Annotated in this window: 14 protein-coding genes and 2 pseudogenes; 11 read left to right on the forward strand and 5 right to left on the reverse strand. The window is 71.4% G+C overall.

Annotation, left to right across the window (positions count from 1 at the left end):
• The 7 genes and pseudogenes from LCE31_RS10400 to LCE31_RS10430 all read left to right on the forward strand — a co-directional run.
• Positions 1 to 235: pseudogene (locus tag LCE31_RS10400) on the forward strand (DUF6716 putative glycosyltransferase); the annotation flags it as partial.
• A 38-nt stretch (positions 236 to 273) separates the two neighbouring features.
• The gene (locus tag LCE31_RS10405; protein WP_225013883.1) at positions 274 to 1,491 is read left to right on the forward strand and encodes an acylneuraminate cytidylyltransferase; all 1,218 of its coding nucleotides are present in this window, start codon (positions 274 to 276) and stop codon (positions 1,489 to 1,491) included.
• 9 nt (positions 1,492 to 1,500) lie between these two features.
• Positions 1,501 to 2,427, forward strand: a complete 927-nt coding sequence (locus tag LCE31_RS10410; protein ID WP_225013884.1) for an N-acetylneuraminate synthase family protein — start codon at positions 1,501 to 1,503, stop codon at positions 2,425 to 2,427.
• A gap of 11 nt (positions 2,428 to 2,438) precedes the next feature.
• Positions 2,439 to 3,521, forward strand: coding sequence for a hypothetical protein (locus LCE31_RS10415; protein WP_225013885.1), 1,083 nt, complete (start codon positions 2,439 to 2,441; stop codon positions 3,519 to 3,521).
• A 161-nt stretch (positions 3,522 to 3,682) separates the two neighbouring features.
• On the forward strand, positions 3,683 to 4,132 hold the full coding sequence (locus LCE31_RS10420; protein WP_225013886.1) for a helix-turn-helix domain-containing protein: 450 nt from the start codon (positions 3,683 to 3,685) through the stop codon (positions 4,130 to 4,132).
• Between the two features lie 45 nt (positions 4,133 to 4,177).
• Positions 4,178 to 4,753, forward strand: a complete 576-nt coding sequence (locus LCE31_RS10425; protein WP_225013887.1) for a PIN domain-containing protein — start codon at positions 4,178 to 4,180, stop codon at positions 4,751 to 4,753.
• 45 nt (positions 4,754 to 4,798) lie between these two features.
• Positions 4,799 to 4,987, forward strand: a pseudogene (locus LCE31_RS10430) (flavoprotein); the annotation flags it as partial.
• A 30-nt stretch (positions 4,988 to 5,017) separates the two neighbouring features.
• Here the strand turns inward: LCE31_RS10430 and LCE31_RS10435 are convergent.
• From LCE31_RS10435 to LCE31_RS10450, 4 genes are all read right to left on the reverse strand, one after another.
• Positions 5,018 to 6,619: an acyl-CoA mutase large subunit family protein gene (locus LCE31_RS10435; RefSeq protein ID WP_225013888.1), complete on the reverse strand. Its 1,602-nt coding sequence runs from the start codon at positions 6,617 to 6,619 to the stop codon at positions 5,018 to 5,020.
• 453 nt (positions 6,620 to 7,072) lie between these two features.
• Positions 7,073 to 8,518: a hypothetical protein gene (locus tag LCE31_RS10440; RefSeq protein ID WP_225013889.1), complete on the reverse strand. Its 1,446-nt coding sequence runs from the start codon at positions 8,516 to 8,518 to the stop codon at positions 7,073 to 7,075.
• Positions 8,518 to 9,255: an RNA polymerase sigma factor gene (locus tag LCE31_RS10445; protein ID WP_225013890.1), complete on the reverse strand. Its 738-nt coding sequence runs from the start codon at positions 9,253 to 9,255 to the stop codon at positions 8,518 to 8,520. The genes LCE31_RS10440 and LCE31_RS10445 overlap by 1 nt, the downstream gene beginning before the upstream one ends.
• A 388-nt stretch (positions 9,256 to 9,643) precedes the next feature.
• Entirely contained in the window at positions 9,644 to 11,149 is a 1,506-nt protein-coding gene (locus LCE31_RS10450) for an AAA family ATPase (RefSeq protein ID WP_225013891.1), read from the reverse strand.
• A gap of 359 nt (positions 11,150 to 11,508) precedes the next feature.
• Between LCE31_RS10450 and LCE31_RS10455 the strand changes: the two genes are divergently transcribed.
• Complete coding sequence (locus tag LCE31_RS10455; RefSeq protein WP_225013892.1) at positions 11,509 to 12,192, forward strand: DUF4232 domain-containing protein; 684 nt, start codon at positions 11,509 to 11,511, stop codon at positions 12,190 to 12,192.
• 108 nt (positions 12,193 to 12,300) lie between these two features.
• Here LCE31_RS10455 and LCE31_RS10460 read toward each other — a convergent pair whose 3' ends face one another.
• Complete coding sequence (locus LCE31_RS10460; protein WP_225013893.1) at positions 12,301 to 13,995, reverse strand: beta-N-acetylhexosaminidase; 1,695 nt, start codon at positions 13,993 to 13,995, stop codon at positions 12,301 to 12,303.
• Positions 13,996 to 14,147: 152 nt separating this feature from the next.
• Here LCE31_RS10460 and LCE31_RS10465 point away from each other — a divergent pair, with 152 nt between their 5' ends.
• The 3 genes from LCE31_RS10465 to LCE31_RS10475 all read left to right on the forward strand — a co-directional run bounded on the left by LCE31_RS10465 (position 14,148) and on the right by LCE31_RS10475 (position 16,011).
• A complete protein-coding gene (locus tag LCE31_RS10465; protein WP_374118448.1) occupies positions 14,148 to 14,948 on the forward strand; it encodes a 2-oxo-4-hydroxy-4-carboxy-5-ureidoimidazoline decarboxylase in 801 nt (266 codons plus the stop codon).
• Positions 14,949 to 15,135: 187 nt separating this feature from the next.
• The gene (gene sdhC, locus LCE31_RS10470) at positions 15,136 to 15,516 is read left to right on the forward strand and encodes a succinate dehydrogenase, cytochrome b556 subunit (RefSeq protein WP_225013894.1); all 381 of its coding nucleotides are present in this window, start codon (positions 15,136 to 15,138) and stop codon (positions 15,514 to 15,516) included.
• Between the two features lie 6 nt (positions 15,517 to 15,522).
• Positions 15,523 to 16,011, forward strand: coding sequence for a succinate dehydrogenase hydrophobic membrane anchor subunit (locus LCE31_RS10475; RefSeq protein WP_225013895.1), 489 nt, complete (start codon positions 15,523 to 15,525; stop codon positions 16,009 to 16,011).
• Positions 16,012 to 16,013: the final 2 nt, after the last annotated feature.

Below are 16,013 nucleotides of genomic sequence, written 5' to 3' on the forward strand. Positions count from 1 at the left end.
GCCCACCCCCTACTACACCCGCACCACGGCCCCCGGCTATCTGCCGCAGCTGCTCGCCAGGCATCACCTGGCGCCGGACGGCACGCCGCTGGCCTCCGGCGCCGGGGGCCCGGTCCGCGACGTGTCCGGGATGCGCAGGGCCGTGCGCCAGGCCGTGCGCGGCGCGGCGCGGGGCGCCTACCGCCACGGCGTGCAGCGCGTCGCGCCCGTCATCCGCCGGATGGGCGAGCTGTGAACGAAGCCGGCCGCAACCCACGAACCCACGGAGCAGACATGACCGTCCTCGCCGTGATCCCCGCCCGCGGGGGATCGAAGGGCGTACCCGCGAAGAACCTCGCACAGGTCGGCGGCGTACCCCTGGTGGTACGGGCCGTACGGGCGTGCCGCGCGTCCCGCAAGGTCACCGACGTGGTCGTGTCCACGGACGACCCGGCGATCGCCGACGCGGCCCGCGCCGCGGGCGCCGAGATCGTCCTGCGGCCCGCCGCGATCGCCGGGGACACGGCGACCAGCGAGGCGGCCGTGCGGCACGCGATGGACGGGTTCGAGGCGATGCGCGGCGTCACCGTCGACGTGGTGCTGCTCGTGCAGTGCACCAGCCCCTTCATCACCGCCGCCGACATGGACGGCGTGGCCGGGGCGATCACCGACGAGGGCGCCGACACGGCATTGACGGTCGCCCCGACGCACGGCTTCATCTGGCGCGAGGGCGGCGCGAGCAGCGCCGAGGCCGACGGCTACGGCGTCAACCACGACAAGTCCAACCGGCCGCGCCGCCAGGACCGGCCCCAGGAGTACCTGGAGACGGGCGCCGCGTACGCGATGCGCGCCGACGGCTTCCGCGAGGTGGGCCACCGCTTCTTCGGCCGTACGAAGCTGGTGGAGACCGGCGCGGCGCGGGTCCTGGAGATCGACGACCCGCACGACCTCGCCCGCGCCCGCGCGCTCGCCCCGCTGCTCGACCCGGCGGTGCTGCCCTCCCACGACGACATCGACGCGGTCGTCCTCGACTTCGACGGCACGCAGACCGACGACAAGGTCTATGTCGACTCCGAGGGCCGCGAGATGGTCGCGGTGCACCGCGGCGACGGTCTCGGCGTGGCCGCGCTGCGCCGCGCGGGCCTGCGGCTGCTGGTGCTCTCCACGGAGCAGAACCCGGTCGTCGCGGCCCGCGCCGCGAAGCTCAAGGTGCCGGTGCTGCACGGCATCGACCGCAAGGATCTCGCACTGAAGCAATGGTGCGACGAGCACGGGGTCACGCCGGAACGCGTGCTGTACGTCGGCAACGACGTCAACGACCTCCCGTGCTTCGGCCTCGTCGGCTGGCCCGTGGCCGTCGCGAGCGCCCATGACGCCGTCCGCGCCGCGGCGCGCGCCGTCACCACGACCCCGGGCGGCGAGGGGGCGATCCGCGAGATCGCCGGCTGGCTGCTCGGCCCGGGGTTGCACATCCCCACGCCTCACCTGCCCCCCACCCATGCCGAGAACTAAGGACAGTTCATGAACACCGACGCCTCTTCCCGCCTGCGCACGCTGGGTTCGCGCACGGCAGGACCCGGTCGTCCCGTCTATGTCACGGGTGAGATCGGGATCAACCACAACGGCGAGCTCGACAACGCGATCGCGCTGATCGACGTCGCCGCCGAGGCCGGCTGCGACGCCGTCAAGTTCCAGAAGCGCACCCCGGAGATCTGCACCCCGCGCGACCAGTGGGACATCGAGCGCGACACCCCCTGGGGCCGGATGAAGTACATCGACTACCGCCACCGTGTGGAGTTCGGCGAGGACGAGTACCGCGCCATCGACGAGCACTGCAAGGAGAAGGGCATCGCCTGGTTCGCGTCCCCGTGGGACACCGAGGCGGTCGCGTTCCTGGAGAAGTTCGACTCCATCCCGGCGCACAAGGTCGCCTCCGCGTCCCTCACGGACGACGAGCTGCTGCGCACGCTGCGCGCCACCGGCCGTACGGTCATCCTCTCGACGGGCATGTCGACGCCGAAGCAGATCCGGCACGCCGTCGAGGTGCTCGGCAGCGAGAACATCCTGCTCTGCCACGCCACCTCGACGTACCCGGCGAAGGCCGAGGAGCTCAACCTGCGGGTCATCAACACCCTCCAGAACGAGTTCCCGAACGTGCCGATCGGCTACAGCGGCCACGAGACGGGCCTGCAGACCACGCTCGCCGCGGTCGCCCTCGGCGCCACCTTCGTGGAGCGCCACATCACCCTGGACCGCGCGATGTGGGGCTCCGACCAGGCCGCCTCCGTCGAGCCGGGGGGCCTTCAGCGGCTGGTCCGCGACATCCGCACCATCGAGGCGTCCCTCGGTGACGGCGTGAAGAAGGTCTACGAGTCCGAGCTCGGCCCGATGAAGAAGCTCCGCCGCGTCGCGGGCGTCGTGGCCGAGGCCGAGTCGGCGAAGGCCTGAGCGGGCGGGCCATGCCGAGTCCGAGCGGGGAACGAGCCCCGCGCCGCCGCGAGCTGCGCGCCCGACGGGCGATCGCGTTCGTGGAGAGCCCGGTCCAGCTGCTGAACGTGCTGGAGTGGGCGAGGACGGGTGGGGCGGACGACGACCTGACCGTCGTCGTGCTCTCCCCCACCGACCCGATGTCGCGCGGCCAGCTCCGCAGGATGGCCGAGCTGGCCCGCGACGAGGGCTGCACGGTGCGCTGGCAGGAGGCCAGGTCCGGCGCGGGGGCCCCGCTCAAGACGGTGCGCCAGCTGGCACCGCTGCTGCACCGGGCGGGGCGGATCGTGATCGGCGACCCGTTCTCCCGGTACGTGCAGCTGCTGCTGACGATGGCCCGCGGAAAGCGGCTGACCGTCGTCGACGACGGTACGGCGACGATGGAGTTCCTCGGCCAGCTCGCGCGCGGCGGACGCCTGGTGCGCTGGCACCGGCGCGGCGGCCCGCGCGGGCCCCGTGAACTCGTCCTCGCCCCCGTCACGGCGGCGGCCCGCCGCCGCCTCACCCCCACGGCCGCCCGCTCCGTGGAGGTCTTCACCTCCATGCCCGTGCAGGAGGTGCCCGAGGGCATCGACGTGACGGAGAACCGCTTCGAGTGGACCCGCGCCACGTTCGGCCCGCCGAAGCTCCTCGACGGCGCCGACCTGGTCGGCACGTCGCTCGTGGAGACGGGCGTCGTGGACGTGGCGCAGTACACCGAGGCCGTCACGTCGCTGGCCCGCGAGCACCACGCCATCCGCTACTTCGCGCACCGCCGCGAGAACGCCGACAAACTGCACGCGCTGCACGCGGCGACCGGCCTGGAGATCGTCCGCCCCGACCTCCCCCTGGAGGTCATCGCCCGCAGAGGCCCCACGAGCCGCACGATCCTCAGCTTCCCCTCCACGGTCGTCCACACCCTCCCCCTGGCCCTCGCGGACACCGGCGTGAAGGTCGCGGTCTGCGACATCGCCCCGGAGTGGCTCAAGGCCAACGCATCCCCCCGCGCCCAGGGCTTCCTCTCGGGGGTGACAAGCGCGGCAAAGGACGTCCACCGGCTGGTGACCCCGGCGTAGGGCTGCGGCGGGCGGGGCTCCGTCACGGGGGTGAGGCGGGACGGGCCGGAGTGCAGGCGGAACGCGGCGTACCCCGTCTCCTCCGGGGTTGCTCGCACCACCTCCCCAAGTTACAGTTATTACAGATGACGCGTAGGCGGGGTCAGCGATCGGAGGCGGCCATGGCTCGTTCCAGCGTTCTTGCCCGTGCCGAGAAGGTGGAGCCGAATCCCTTGCACCAAGGTGCGCTCGCGGCGACTGCCCGGATGGCGCCGGAGGCGGTCGAGGTGTTGGTGCGCACCCGGGACGGCAGCGAGCTCGTACTGCCGGGGGAGTTGGTCCGCCTGCTTCTGACCTCGGCCGGTGAGCTTGCCCGTGGGCACGCGGTGACGGTCTTGGCGTCCGAGACGCTGCTGTCGCCCGCTGAGACCGCCGAGCTTCTGGGTCTGTCCAGGCCGTTCGTCGCACGCTTGCTCGATGCCGGCGACATCCCTTCGAAGAACCTGCCGGGCAGTAGCCACCGGGTGGTCCGCCTTGTGGACGTGTTGATGTTCCAGCAGCAACGCGCACGACGCCGGGAGGGCCGGCGCCAAATCGAAGATGCCCTGGAGGGCGTCGATCCGGCCTCATGATCCGCGTGGCACGAGTAGCCGTCGAAACGAAGAAAGAGGGGGAGCGTGGCAGCGCGGGTCTTCGTGGACACCAACGTCCTGTTTCCGTTCTCGGTCATGGACGTGATGCTGGCCCTCACCGAGGATGCCATCCACGAGATCGTGTGGTCCGAACGGCTGCTCGCGGAGTGGGAGCGGGTAATCGTCCGGGAGGGAAAGCGTTCGGCGGAGTCGGCTGCCGCGGTTGTCCAAGCCGTCCGGCGTTTCTTCCCCGACTGCGAGATCGAGACCGCGGTATACGGGCACCTCGTGGATGAAATGCCGGGTGATGACCCCGACGACCGGCATCACTCGGCGGCAGCGGTGGCGGCCGGTGCCGGCGCCCTGATCACGTGGAACGTTGCCGACTTCCCCGCCGGCGATTTGGCCGAGCGCGGAGTGCGGGTGATCGACCCGGATTCGTACTTGTGCGAGCTGTACAAGGAGTTACCGCACGAGGTCGCGGAGACGGTGGTCAGACTTGTCGGAGAGAAGCGCAACCCGCCAGTCACCCTCGCTGATGCCATCGCCCGACTCACGAAGGCCGGCCTACCCGCCTTCGCTGACCTGCTGACAGGACACCTCGGGCACCGAATGAGGTGACGCGAGGCAATCCCTCCAACAGAACACGAACTCGCCCGGTGGGCTCTGCCCTACGTGAACTCCGCTCAGGCGGCCCACCCCGCGTACGCCGAGAGCCTGCGGAAGCTGCGCGCGATGGGCGTCCTCATCGGCTCCTACGAGCCCCACCGGCCCAAGGCAGGCGGCGGGGCGGACCGCTTCCACTGGGAAGAGGCGCTCGACCTGCTCGCGCCCAGGGTTGCCGCCCGGGCGTGACCGCCTCCGCACCCTCAGAACGACAGAACGTCAGAACACGTTCGCCGGTACGTACGTGCCCCAGATCTCGCGCAGCGCGTCGCAGACCTCGCCGACCGTGGCGCGGGCGGCCAGTGCCGCCTTCATCGGGTAGAGGACGTTGTCCTCACCGCTCGCCGCCTTGCGCAGGTCGGACAGGGCCGCGTCGACGGCCTCCTGGTCGCGTTCCGCGCGCAGCGCGGCGAGGCGGGCGGCCTGCTGGGCCTCGATGGCGGGGTCGACGCGCAGCGGCTCGTACGGCTCTTCCGTGTCCAGCTGGTAGCGGTTGACGCCGACGACGACGCGCTCGCCGCTGTCCGTCTCCTGCGCGATCGTGTACGCGCTGCGCTCGATCTCGTTCTTCTGGAAGCCGTGTTCGATCGCGTCGACCGCGCCGCCCAGGTCCTCGACGCGCTCCATCAGCGCGAGCGCCGCCGCCTCCACCTCGTCCGTCAGCTTCTCGACGACGTAACTGCCCGCGAACGGGTCGACGGTGGCGGTGACATCCGTCTCGTACGCGAGGACCTGCTGCGTACGCAGCGCCAGGCGGGCGGACTTGTCCGTGGGCAGGGCGATCGCCTCGTCGAACGAGTTGGTGTGCAGCGACTGCGTGCCGCCGAGGACGGCCGCGAGGCCCTGCACCGCGACCCGTACGAGGTTGATCTCCGGCTGCTGCGCGGTGAGTTGGACGCCCGCGGTCTGCGTGTGGAAGCGCAGCATCAGCGACTTGGGGTTCTTCGCGCCGAACTCGTCGCGCATCACCCGGGCCCAGATCCGGCGCGCGGCACGGAACTTGGCGACCTCTTCGAGGATCGTCGTACGGGCGACGAAGAAGAAGGACAGGCGGGGCGCGAAGTCGTCCACGTCCATCCCGGCCGCGACGGCGGTCCGTACGTACTCGATGCCGTCGGCGAGCGTGAACGCGATCTCCTGCGCGGGCGAGGCGCCGGCCTCCGCCATGTGGTAACCGGAGATCGAGATGGTGTTCCAGCGCGGGATCTCCGCCTTGCAGTACTTGAAGATGTCGGCGATCAGCCGCAGCGACGGCTTCGGCGGGAAGATGTACGTGCCGCGCGCGATGTACTCCTTCAGCACGTCGTTCTGGATCGTGCCGGTGAGCTTGTCCGCCGGTACGCCCTGCTCCTCCGCGACGAGTTGGTACATCAGCAGCAGCAGCGCGGCGGGCGCGTTGATGGTCATCGACGTGGAGACCTTGTCCAGCGGGATGTCGCCGAACAGCACCCGCATGTCGTCGATGGAGTCGATGGCGACGCCGACCTTGCCGACCTCGCCCGCCGCGATGGGCGCGTCGCTGTCGTGGCCCATCTGCGTGGGCAGGTCGAAGGCGACGGACAGCCCCATCGTGCCGTTGGCGATGAGCTGCTTGTAGCGCGCATTGGACTCGGTGGCCGTGCCGAAGCCGGCGTACTGCCGCATCGTCCAGGGCCGTCCGGTGTACATCGTCGGGTACACACCGCGCGTGTACGGGTACGAGCCGGGCTCGCCCAGCTTCTCGGCCGGGTCCCACGCGTCGTCCAGATCGCCCGGCCCGTAGACCGGCGCCACGGGGAATCCGCTCTCGGTCAGTCGTTCGCGGCCGGGCTCGCGCGCCATGGTCGTTGCCTCCTGGAAGCTCGTGTGGGCCGGGCGCCCACCTGCTGCGGACGGCGGCGGGGACACCGCGCCGGCGCCGGATGGTGCCCAGGTCGTCAGCGTCCTTGCGGCGGACTGTAGCGGCGCGGATGCGCCCGGTGGAGGGCCACACGCTGGGACCTTGCTCACAGCGCGGGCGGGGTTCCCGGCACGTCGGGACGCGGGAGGGAGCGGGGAAGGAGAAAGAGGGACGGCGCGGACGGGACCGGGGGAACGTGTCCCGCCCGCGCCTGTGCGCCGAGCCGAAGGTACGGGGGGAACCCCCGGCTCTGTGCGCTGCCGATGACCAGTCGGCTCACTCATTACTGCGCCACGGCTCGAAAAAATGTCACACCCTTTTGCGCGACGGGCGTACGCGGCGGGCGGCCGCCCGGTGCGGGCCTGCCGCGACGCGCCCGGCGAGGCGGCCGGAGATCAGTTCGCGGACGCCGCGTCCGGTGACGCGGAGGGCGAGGCGCCGGGCGGCACCGCTCCGCCCGATTCCGTCCCGCCGGGCGCGGGCGCACCGGACGTCCCGTCCTCGGGTGCGCTCGATGTACCGTCCGCCGGCTCCGACGGCGGGACACTGTGCTGTCCGTTCGGCCCCACGGTGCTCGACCCGTCGTCCGGCGGGGAGGTCGCGGGCCAGGGGGAGTTGGACGCCGACGAGCCGCCGGGGTCGTATACGCCGAAGCCTCCGCTTCCGCTCGGACGCGGGCTCGCGGAATCGCCGTCGGACTGCTCGGGCAGCCCCGCGAGGAGGTGGGCGCAGAACACGGCGGCGCCGTGCTCGCCCTTCGCAAGGCGGACGAGCATGGCCCGGTGGCGGTGGTCGATCGTGCCGTCCCGCAGCGCCTGGCAGGCGTCGACGGCCGCCGCGTACCGGGCGGCAGGAGTGCTCGCGCCCGGCGAGACGGAGTGCCCGCCGCGGGGCGCGGAGGCGGAGGGTCCCGGGGTCCTGGTGCTGTCCGCGACGCCGGTGCCGCCGAGCGAGAGCATCTGCTTGCCGACGCTCTCCCAGGGGCCGGCGCCCGCGCCGCCGGGGAGCGGTCCGCCCGGTGCCCGGGTGACGTACGGGTTCCCGCCCGAGGCCGAGGGCGCCGGCCCCTCGGTGGGGGACACGGCGGGCGGTGGCGTCTCGTGGCTGTCGGTCGACGCGGGCGCGAAGAGCGCTCCGGAGCCGACGGCGAGGGCGGCGCTGCCGAGGACGCAGCCGACGAAGACCGCGGCGAGGCCGCCGCCGCGCGGCCGTCCTTGACCGCCGGTCAGCGCCCGGCCGAACGCGCACCACCGCGCGCGGGCCTCGGTGGCGGGCACCGGGGCGATCCGTACGGGAGCGAGCGTGTCCTCTCCACCGCGATCGGCGTCCCCGCCGCGGACGCCGTGCGCGGAAACGCCGGCCGTACGACCGCTGTTGCTGCGACTGCCGTCGCTCCAACCGCCGTCCCGACGGCTACCGTCGCTCCAACCGCCGTCCCTGCGACCGCCGTCGCTCCAACCGCCGTCCCTCCAGCCGCTCTCCGTACGGGGGCTCTCTGCGCGGGGGCTTCCCGTACGGCTGCCGTCCAGGCGCGTTCCCTCGGTCCGCGGCGCCCGTCCCGTGTGAGCGCTTGTCCGGTCCTGCCGTGCCCTGCGGAACGCGGCCACGGCCGCCGTCTCGCCGGGCGTAGGACCGGTCGTGCCGGGGCTCCCGGCCCCGTCGCGGGGCCGCTCGGGGCCGTCCGGCTCGTTTGCGTGTGCGATGAGAGCGAGATCACGCAGGGCCGAGGCGACCCGCGCCGCCTCCGCGCCGGCGTAGGCGTCCAGGCTCTCGACGGAGTCCCCCCGCAGCAGTCTCTCCGCGGTGTCCTTGTCGAGCCACTGGTCACGCTCGTCGGCCATCACATGTCCTTCTGCGTCCGCGGGCGCGAATGCGTCACACCTACGGAAGCAGGGATTCCCGACAGGGGGGCGCGTTGCAGCGGTACACCGCCGAGCGCCCCGCCCCGACCTGCGCGGCCGCGAGGATCGCCCGGCGCGGGACCGGCGCCCTGTCCCGGCTCCGCGCGGTAAGCGTTTTCAGCGGCCTGCGCGGTCTCGATCAGTTCCGCGAGTTTCTTCAGGCCGCGGTGCGCCGCGGTGCGGACGGCCCCGGGGCGCTTGCCGAGCGTCTCGGCCGCCGTCTTCGCGTCCAGCCCGACCACGACCCGCAGTACCACGGCCTCGGCCTGGTCCTGGGGCAGCTGGGCGATGAACGCGAGCGTGCGGCCGGTGGAGAGCGCCTCCAGGGCCTCGTCCGCGGTGTCCGAGTCGCCGGGCGTGCCGGTCAGCTCGCTCTCGTCGCCGCCGATGGCCGGGCGCCTGCCCCGCATGCGTATGTGGTCGAGGGCGCGGTTGCGCGCTATCCGGGCGGCCCAGCCGCGGAACCGGTCGGCGTCGCCCTCGAACGTGTCGAGGTCGCGTGCGATCTGCAGCCAGCCCTCGGACGTGACGTCCTCGGCGTCGAAGTCGCCGACCAGTGTCCTGACATAGCCGAGCAGCCGCGGGTGCACGGCGCGGTACACGGTGCGGAAGGCGTCTTCGTCCCCACCGCGTGCCGCGTGCACCGCGGCGGTCAGCTCCGCGTCATCCCCCAGCACAACCCACAACCCGTCCTGATCCGCAGCTGGTCATTGCCGCGCCACCCCACGCGATTTGCACGCTACGGCCTTTTCGTGCCCCGCGTCCATGACCTGTATACAACTCGCAACACGGTACTTCGGGCCACTGTGTGACAGAAATGGCACGGGCGGCGCTGAGAAGAGTGACGGGGTCGCTCTGCGGCTTCGCAAGGCGGGGGCGGGGGCCCCCCCGGGGGGGGGGGGCGGCCCCGGCCGCCGTTTCGGTTTCAGCGCTCCGGCCTGCGGCGATACACAGGCTCCGTGACCAGCGTGGCCAGCGCGTGGCCAACCGGCCGAACGTGTAGGCCGACATCCCACTGTGCCGCCAAGGCTCGGCGATCCTCGACAGGAGCGTTGGCCGGCCGGGTCAACTGCCGTAGAGAGCGGGCAGATCGACCAGAAGGAGGTCGTCACGGCGATTGGCCAGGTCGACCAGGTCGGGATAGAAGCCGTGCAGGGAGTACAGGGCCAGAGTGGTGGCAGCGGTGTCGTGCCCCTGCTCTGCGAGCAGGCCGCGGATGCGTTCCAGTCGTTCCAGGTCGCCGGTCCCGCGGCGAGCGGCGGTCGCCTTGGCTTCGCCCAGTAGCGCGATCCTCGCTCGAGGTGCCTGTGGGCGCTCGCCCGCCGCCAACGCGATGACATCGATCTCATGCTTGGTCCGGGCGGCCTGGTCGGCAACCTCGGTGGTGCCGACCGGCCCGGGAAGCCCACCGGGAAGCAAGGTGTACGCGTAGCGTCGAGTGAAATCCCGGGCCAGATCCTCGAAGTGCGGCCCGAGGATTTTGGAGTTGAAGGTCGGGGCGGCCTGCTGCCAGACCTGCTCGGCGAAGCCCTGTTCCACGGCGGCGACCTGAGGAAGGGTGATGAGCTGGTTGAAGCGGATGACGGGGTCTGCAAGGGTGATCACGGGGTGTTTGGAGCGGAGGATGTCCTGTTCCCGGCGGATGTAGCCGGTGGACTCCAGCACGCCCAGGGGGTGAGCGACGGCATTGCGCGGCCGCTCCAGGGCGGCACCGATCTTGCTGGGCGTGGTGGCGCCGTTCGCGATCGCGGTGAGGATGTCGTAGTACAGGGTGTGCTGCGTGATCCTCGGGTCCTCGCGCAGCAGATACTCGGTCTCGGTGCGCGAATACACCGCTCGGCCCGGATCGAGGAGTGTTCGAGTGAGCCACGTGTCGAAGCCGTCGTCCGGATGCGGACGGCCGGCCACCGGTCGGTAGCCGGGTGCCCCGCCGAGGACCGCGTGCACCTTGAGCGCGGTCAGCGGATCGGTGATCTGCCAGAAGTCCCGGCTGACACGGTAGTCGAAGGGGCCCAGCCGCAGATCGATCACGGCGCGTCCCCGCAGCGGCTTGGTTCCCGAGAGCAGTTCGTGCATGACGCTCATCGCCGAGCCGCACAGGATCAGCCGCGGCCCCGGCCCTGCACCGCGCCGGGCGCCGCGCTGGCGTTCGTCGTAAAGCTGCTGAAGCAGTCCCGGGATCTCGGGCGAGTGCTGGAGGAGATAGGGGAACTCGTCGATCACCAGGAGCGGACGTTTCGAGCGTGACGTCACATCAAGGGCATTGGACAACACGTCACGCCAGTCGGTCAGGCGCAGGCTGCCCGGCCTCAGTCCGGCGTGCGTGGCAACCGCGTCACTGAACCGTTGGATCGCGGGCAGCCGCCCCTCTTCCCGGACCGCCGTGACGTACAGACCGTCGACCTGCTCGGACAGAGCTTGCAGAAGGTACGACTTCCCGTGCCGCCGCCGCCCCGACACAATGCCGAGCCGCATCGCCGGGTCCGCATCGTTGAGGAACTCCGCGAGCAGATCCCACTCCCGGTCCCGGTCGACCACATCGTCCGGCTTGGCCGGCAGTCTCTTCTCCACTCACCCTCCACAGCTCGAGTACGACGCTTCTTGTCTAAGTCTACTTCGACGAAAAGCGTCGCACTGGGAACCATCGTGGCGGTCAGGCGGCGGACCCGAGAACGCCCGGTGCTGTTCCTGGAGCGAGCCGGCGTCGAGTCGCATGACCAACGCGTGACCAACAGTGGCCAGGAGCAGGCAGGGACACCTGGCCAGTGACTGGATCAGTCAATAGGCGGCCGACGGGGCGGACGGCTGTTACAGGTTCCGGACTCGATTCCGCGAACTCCCTTCCCACGGGAGTGCGTCTTACCTCCCGCAAGACGCACTCGACACGGTGGGCGCCGAAGCTGGAATCCGGTGCTGGAGAAGGGGAACCCATGACCGCCAGGCTGAACAAGGCCGTTCGTTGCACCGCTGCTGTGCTGGCCGCCGTCGCGCTCGGCGCCAGTGCCACCGCATGCGGTACGTCCGACAGTTCGCCCTCCACGTCGGCGCCGTCCTCGTCTCCGCTCGGCGATACGTCGTCCGCGCCCGCCGGCACGCCGTCGTCCGATGCGTCCGGCGGGACGTCCGCCTCCTCCGGCGGGACGTCGTCGGGGAACGGGGCGAGCGGCTCGAACGCCTCCTCGACGTCGTCGATGTGCCGCACCTCGAACCTGCGCATCGCGGCGAAGGACCAGGGCAAGGACGCCCCGGGCGCCGCCCCCGGCGTGGGCTCGGTCCTCATCACGTTCACGAACACCGGCGGCGACTGCCGCGTGGCCGGGTTCCCCGGCGTCGACCTGAAGACCAACTACGGCACGGAGTCGGTGGACCGCGACAAGCAGGAGGCCGGGGTCCCGTTCACGCTCCGGGCGGGGAAGACGGCCACCGCCAACGTCGTCTACCCGCTCAACAACACCGGCGGCTCCGGGGTCCGCGTCAGCGCGCTCGTGATCACCCCGCCGAACGAGACGCACCCCGTCACCGCCCCGGTCGACTTCAGCCTGCCGGTGAGCGACAAGGACACCGGCCGTCTGGAGGTCACCCCGGTCTTCAAGCCGGTCTCCCAGGACCACTGACGGCGCCGGGCGACGCGCGTGCCGGGCGGGCCGCTCGCCCGGCACGCGCTGTCGTTCAGGACCATTCAGGACCGGCTTGCCCCCGGCCCCGCAACGTCCCGGCGTCTCCTACGACTCCGGGGGCGTCGTCGGCCGGGCCGGGGACGTGGACGGCGAGGCGGCCGGCGCCGAGGTGCTGGGCGCGGGGGTCACCACCGACCCGGCGGACCCGTCGATCCGGTCGGCGAGCGCCATGAACTGCCCCCAGCCCAGGGCGGGTTTGCCCGGCACCCACAGCCGCTGCGCCAGGGCGTTGAGCGGCATCCTGATCCCCGCCGCGACCTGCGCCGTCGTCTGGGCGTTCGGGATGTCGCCCCAGACCGCGAACCTGGCGCCCAGGATCTGGCTGTCGTACTTCTGCGGTACGGGGGAGGTGCCGCGGATCACGAGCGGGCTCCAGTCCTGGTAAATGCGCTGCCCGGTCGGATAGGTGAAGCCGTTGGGCTGGCCGAGGACGTAGTAGAGGTACTCGTCGTTGAGGTTCATCATCTTCCACCCCGCCTTCAGGTACGTCTCCGGCGGGATCTTCCCGGCCTCCTTGCCGGTCCAGTACTCGATCTGGAGGTTCTTGGACGGCTTGGCGAGACCGTCGGGGAAGACTCCGTCGTTCCACACCCTCGGCTTCTTGCCGAGCTTCTCGACCAGGGCGGCCCGCGCGTTGATCCAGTCGGTGGCGAGGTCCTGGACCGTGGCCTTCGACCCGTACTTCTTGCGTGCGGCGGCGGCCAGCTGCGGGAACTTCGTCTGCGGGTCCGCGGCGGTGAGCGCCAGGTACTCGTCGCCGCCGATGTGCCAGTACGGGCCGGGGAACAGCTTGGCGTACTCCGTCAGCAGCTGGTCGACGATCTTCGCGGACTCCGGGTTCGAGATGTCGACGGCGCCCTGGTACGTGGTGCCCGACGCGTTGCGCAGCTGGATGCCCGGGTGCTTGGCGATGACGGCGCCGAGGTGTCCCGGCGAGTCGATCTCGGGGACGATCGTGATGTGCAGCCGGTTCGCGAGGGCGATGATCTGCTTGGTCTGCGCGATCGTCAGATGGTCCTTGGAGACGATCTCGGGGTGGCTGGTCGACGCGATGCGGAAGCCCTGGTCGTCGGAGAAGTGCAGCCCCAGCTCGTTGAGCTTGAGGTCGGCCATCTCGCGCAGCCGGGCCTCGATCCAACTCGCCGGGTAGAACTTGCGGGCGATGTCGAGGTTGAGGCCGCGCTGCGGCTTGGCCGGCTGGTCGTGCACCACGCCCTCGGGCATGTCGCCGTCGGCGCGTACGGACTGCTTGAGCGTCCGGGTGCCGTAGAAGACGCCCGCCTGGGAGGGCGCCTTGATCACGACGCGGTCGCCGCTGGTGGTCAGGGTGTACGACTCGGCGGGGCCGCTCCCGCCGATCGCCAGTGACACATCGCCGGCGCGGGCCGCCGCGGTGCCCCGGTAGCGGATCTTCAGCTCCTTCGCGATGAGCTGCGCCTCGTCGGTGAGCCCCTGTCCGGCCGCGCCCGCGGCCACGACGACTCCGGCGGACGGGGAGGGCTTCCAGCCGGGGCCGTGTGCGGCCGTGAACCGGCGTACGGACGGGATGGTCCGCGGCGCGCTCGACAGCGGGTAGCTGCGGGTGGGCGTAGGCGTCGTCGCCGAGGCGGCCCGGGACTCGGCGTGCGAGGACCCGGTGCTCTTCGTCGAGGGGGAACCGCTCTGGCAGGCGGTGAGCGTCAGCGCGCCGACCGCCACGGCCGCCGTCGCCGCGCCGAATGTGCTGCGCGGTTGCCACATGGTCCTGGTCCTCCTGATGCCGCCGGGTGGTGCTGGGTGCCGGTGTGGTGCCGGGTCGTACGCGGGGTGCCGCTCGGGTGCCCCGGAGTGCCGCCCTTACGCGAACCTGCCACGCCGGCGTCCACGCCGCATGTCGAAACTTCTTCGTACGAGTGAAAGAGTGTCTGCGCGGTGCTCGTCCGCCGCGCGTCTCGCTAGCGTCGGCCGGAACGACACGGCGGCTTTCTCGTTCGATCCGGCCGCCTCACGCAACCCTCCGCCGTCCCGAGCCGTCTTCTCCCGCAGTCCCCCATGCGCCCAGCGCCCGCGGTCTCCCACCGCACACCGCCGACAAGGAGCCTCCGCTGTCCCGCGAGGAGCCAGGGCTGCGCCGTTTCAACGGCGCCCCCGCAGACACCGTCCACGAGGCCCTGCTTCGATGCTGCGGCAGTGACCGCTGGGCCCGCAGGATCGCCGCCCACCGACCGTATCCCGATGTCGCCGCGCTGCTCGCCGCCGCGGACGAGGCCGCCTACGACCTGACGCCCGCCGACCTCGGCCAGGCGCTGGCGGCGGAGACCGCGGCCGGCTGGCGTGCGCGCGACCCGCAGGCCGCGCCGCCCCCGGTGCCGCCGGCCGCACTGACCGCCCTGCGCGCCGCGTTCGCCGCGTACGAGGCAAGCTTCGGACACACGTTCGTCATCAGTCTGGAGGGGCGGGCCCCCGAGGAGTACCTCGACCAGGTGCTCGCGGGCATCCGGGCCCGGCTCGGCAACGACCCCGAGGAGGAGCGCGTCGTCGCGGCCGAGGAGTTGCGCAGGCTCAGCCGCACCCGGCTCGGCGCCCTGGTGGCGCGGGTCGGCGGAGCCGCCGACGGCCGCTCGGGCGACGCGCCGGAGCGTCCCGGCGCCGTCCCGGCACCCGGCATGGCGCCCGAAATGCCGCACACCCGGCGATCCGCCCCGCTTCGGTAGCCCGTACGTGGCTGTTTGACCGCGGGTTCGATCACACCGGCGACCCCCGGGCGAGCGGACCGACACCACGTCGCTAACATGGCCGGGGCCGGTGGACCGTACCCGGCCGGGCGCGACCGACACCACTGTGCTTGACCAAGTAGAAGATGGCGGCCGGCCCCGATCCCCGCTTCCGGAGGGTTTTTCCGTGCCGGCTGGAACGTTGTACCGCGGCCGGGAAGGCATGTGGTCGTGGGTGGCTCACCGAGTCACCGGTGTCCTCATCTTCTTCTTCCTGTTCGTACACGTGCTGGACACCGCTCTTGTCCGTGTCTCCCCCGAGGCCTACGACCACGTCGTAGCGACCTACAAGAACCCTGTCGTCGCGGTGCTTGAGTACGGCCTGGTGGCCGCCATCCTCTTCCACGCACTGAACGGCCTGCGCGTGATCGCCGTGGACTTCTGGTCCAAGGGGCCGCGCTACCAGAAGCAGATGCTGTGGTCCGCGGTGGTCCTGTGGCTGGTGCTGATGATCGGCGCCCTGTACCCCGTGCTCGGCCACGCATTCCGTCAAGTGTTCGGGAGCTAGTGACCCATGTCCGCAGACACCACCTCCGCGGCCGGCTCCGCGATCGGCGAGGTCGAGGGCGCGAGCCTCTTCGACGTCGACCACCCGGCCCCCGTCATCGAGCCGCCCCGCGCGCGCACCCGTAAGACCCCCAAGTCGACCCGCGGCAACTTCGAGATGGCCGCCTGGCTGTTCATGCGGCTGTCCGGCGTGGTCCTGGTCGTCCTGGTCCTCGGCCACCTGCTGATCCAGCTGGTGCTGGACGGCGGCGTGTCCAAGATCGGCTTTGCCTTCGTGGCGGGCCGCTGGGCCAACCCGTTCTGGCAGATCTGGGACCTCGCGATGCTGTGGCTCGCCATGCTGCACGGCTGCAACGGCCTGCGCACCGTGGTGAACGACTACGCGGAGCGCCCCGCCACCCGGATGTGGCTGAAGGGCCTGCTCTACGCGGCCACCATCTGGACCGTCCTGCTGGGCACGCTGGTGATCTTCACCTTCGACCCGAACATCCGCTAGAG

This window comes from Streptomyces sp. 8L, from assembly GCF_020176795.1.
Lineage (GTDB): Bacteria > Actinomycetota > Actinomycetes > Streptomycetales > Streptomycetaceae > Streptomyces.

Excerpts from the sequence above, each read along its gene's own strand:
- LCE31_RS10405 (WP_225013883.1), top strand. The coding sequence starts at position 274 with ATGACCGTCCTCGCCGTGATCCCCGCCCGCGGGGGATCGAAGGGCGTA.
- LCE31_RS10410 (WP_225013884.1), top strand. The coding sequence starts at position 1,501 with ATGAACACCGACGCCTCTTCCCGCCTGCGCACGCTGGGTTCGCGCACG.
- LCE31_RS10415 (WP_225013885.1), top strand. The coding sequence starts at position 2,439 with ATGCCGAGTCCGAGCGGGGAACGAGCCCCGCGCCGCCGCGAGCTGCGC.
- LCE31_RS10420 (WP_225013886.1), top strand. The coding sequence starts at position 3,683 with ATGGCTCGTTCCAGCGTTCTTGCCCGTGCCGAGAAGGTGGAGCCGAAT.
- LCE31_RS10435 (WP_225013888.1), bottom strand. The coding sequence starts at position 6,619 with ATGGCGCGCGAGCCCGGCCGCGAACGACTGACCGAGAGCGGATTCCCC.
- LCE31_RS10440 (WP_225013889.1), bottom strand. The coding sequence starts at position 8,518 with ATGGCCGACGAGCGTGACCAGTGGCTCGACAAGGACACCGCGGAGAGA.
- LCE31_RS10455 (WP_225013892.1), top strand. The coding sequence starts at position 11,509 with ATGACCGCCAGGCTGAACAAGGCCGTTCGTTGCACCGCTGCTGTGCTG.
- LCE31_RS10460 (WP_225013893.1), bottom strand. The coding sequence starts at position 13,995 with ATGTGGCAACCGCGCAGCACATTCGGCGCGGCGACGGCGGCCGTGGCG.
- LCE31_RS10475 (WP_225013895.1), top strand. The coding sequence starts at position 15,523 with ATGTCCGCAGACACCACCTCCGCGGCCGGCTCCGCGATCGGCGAGGTC.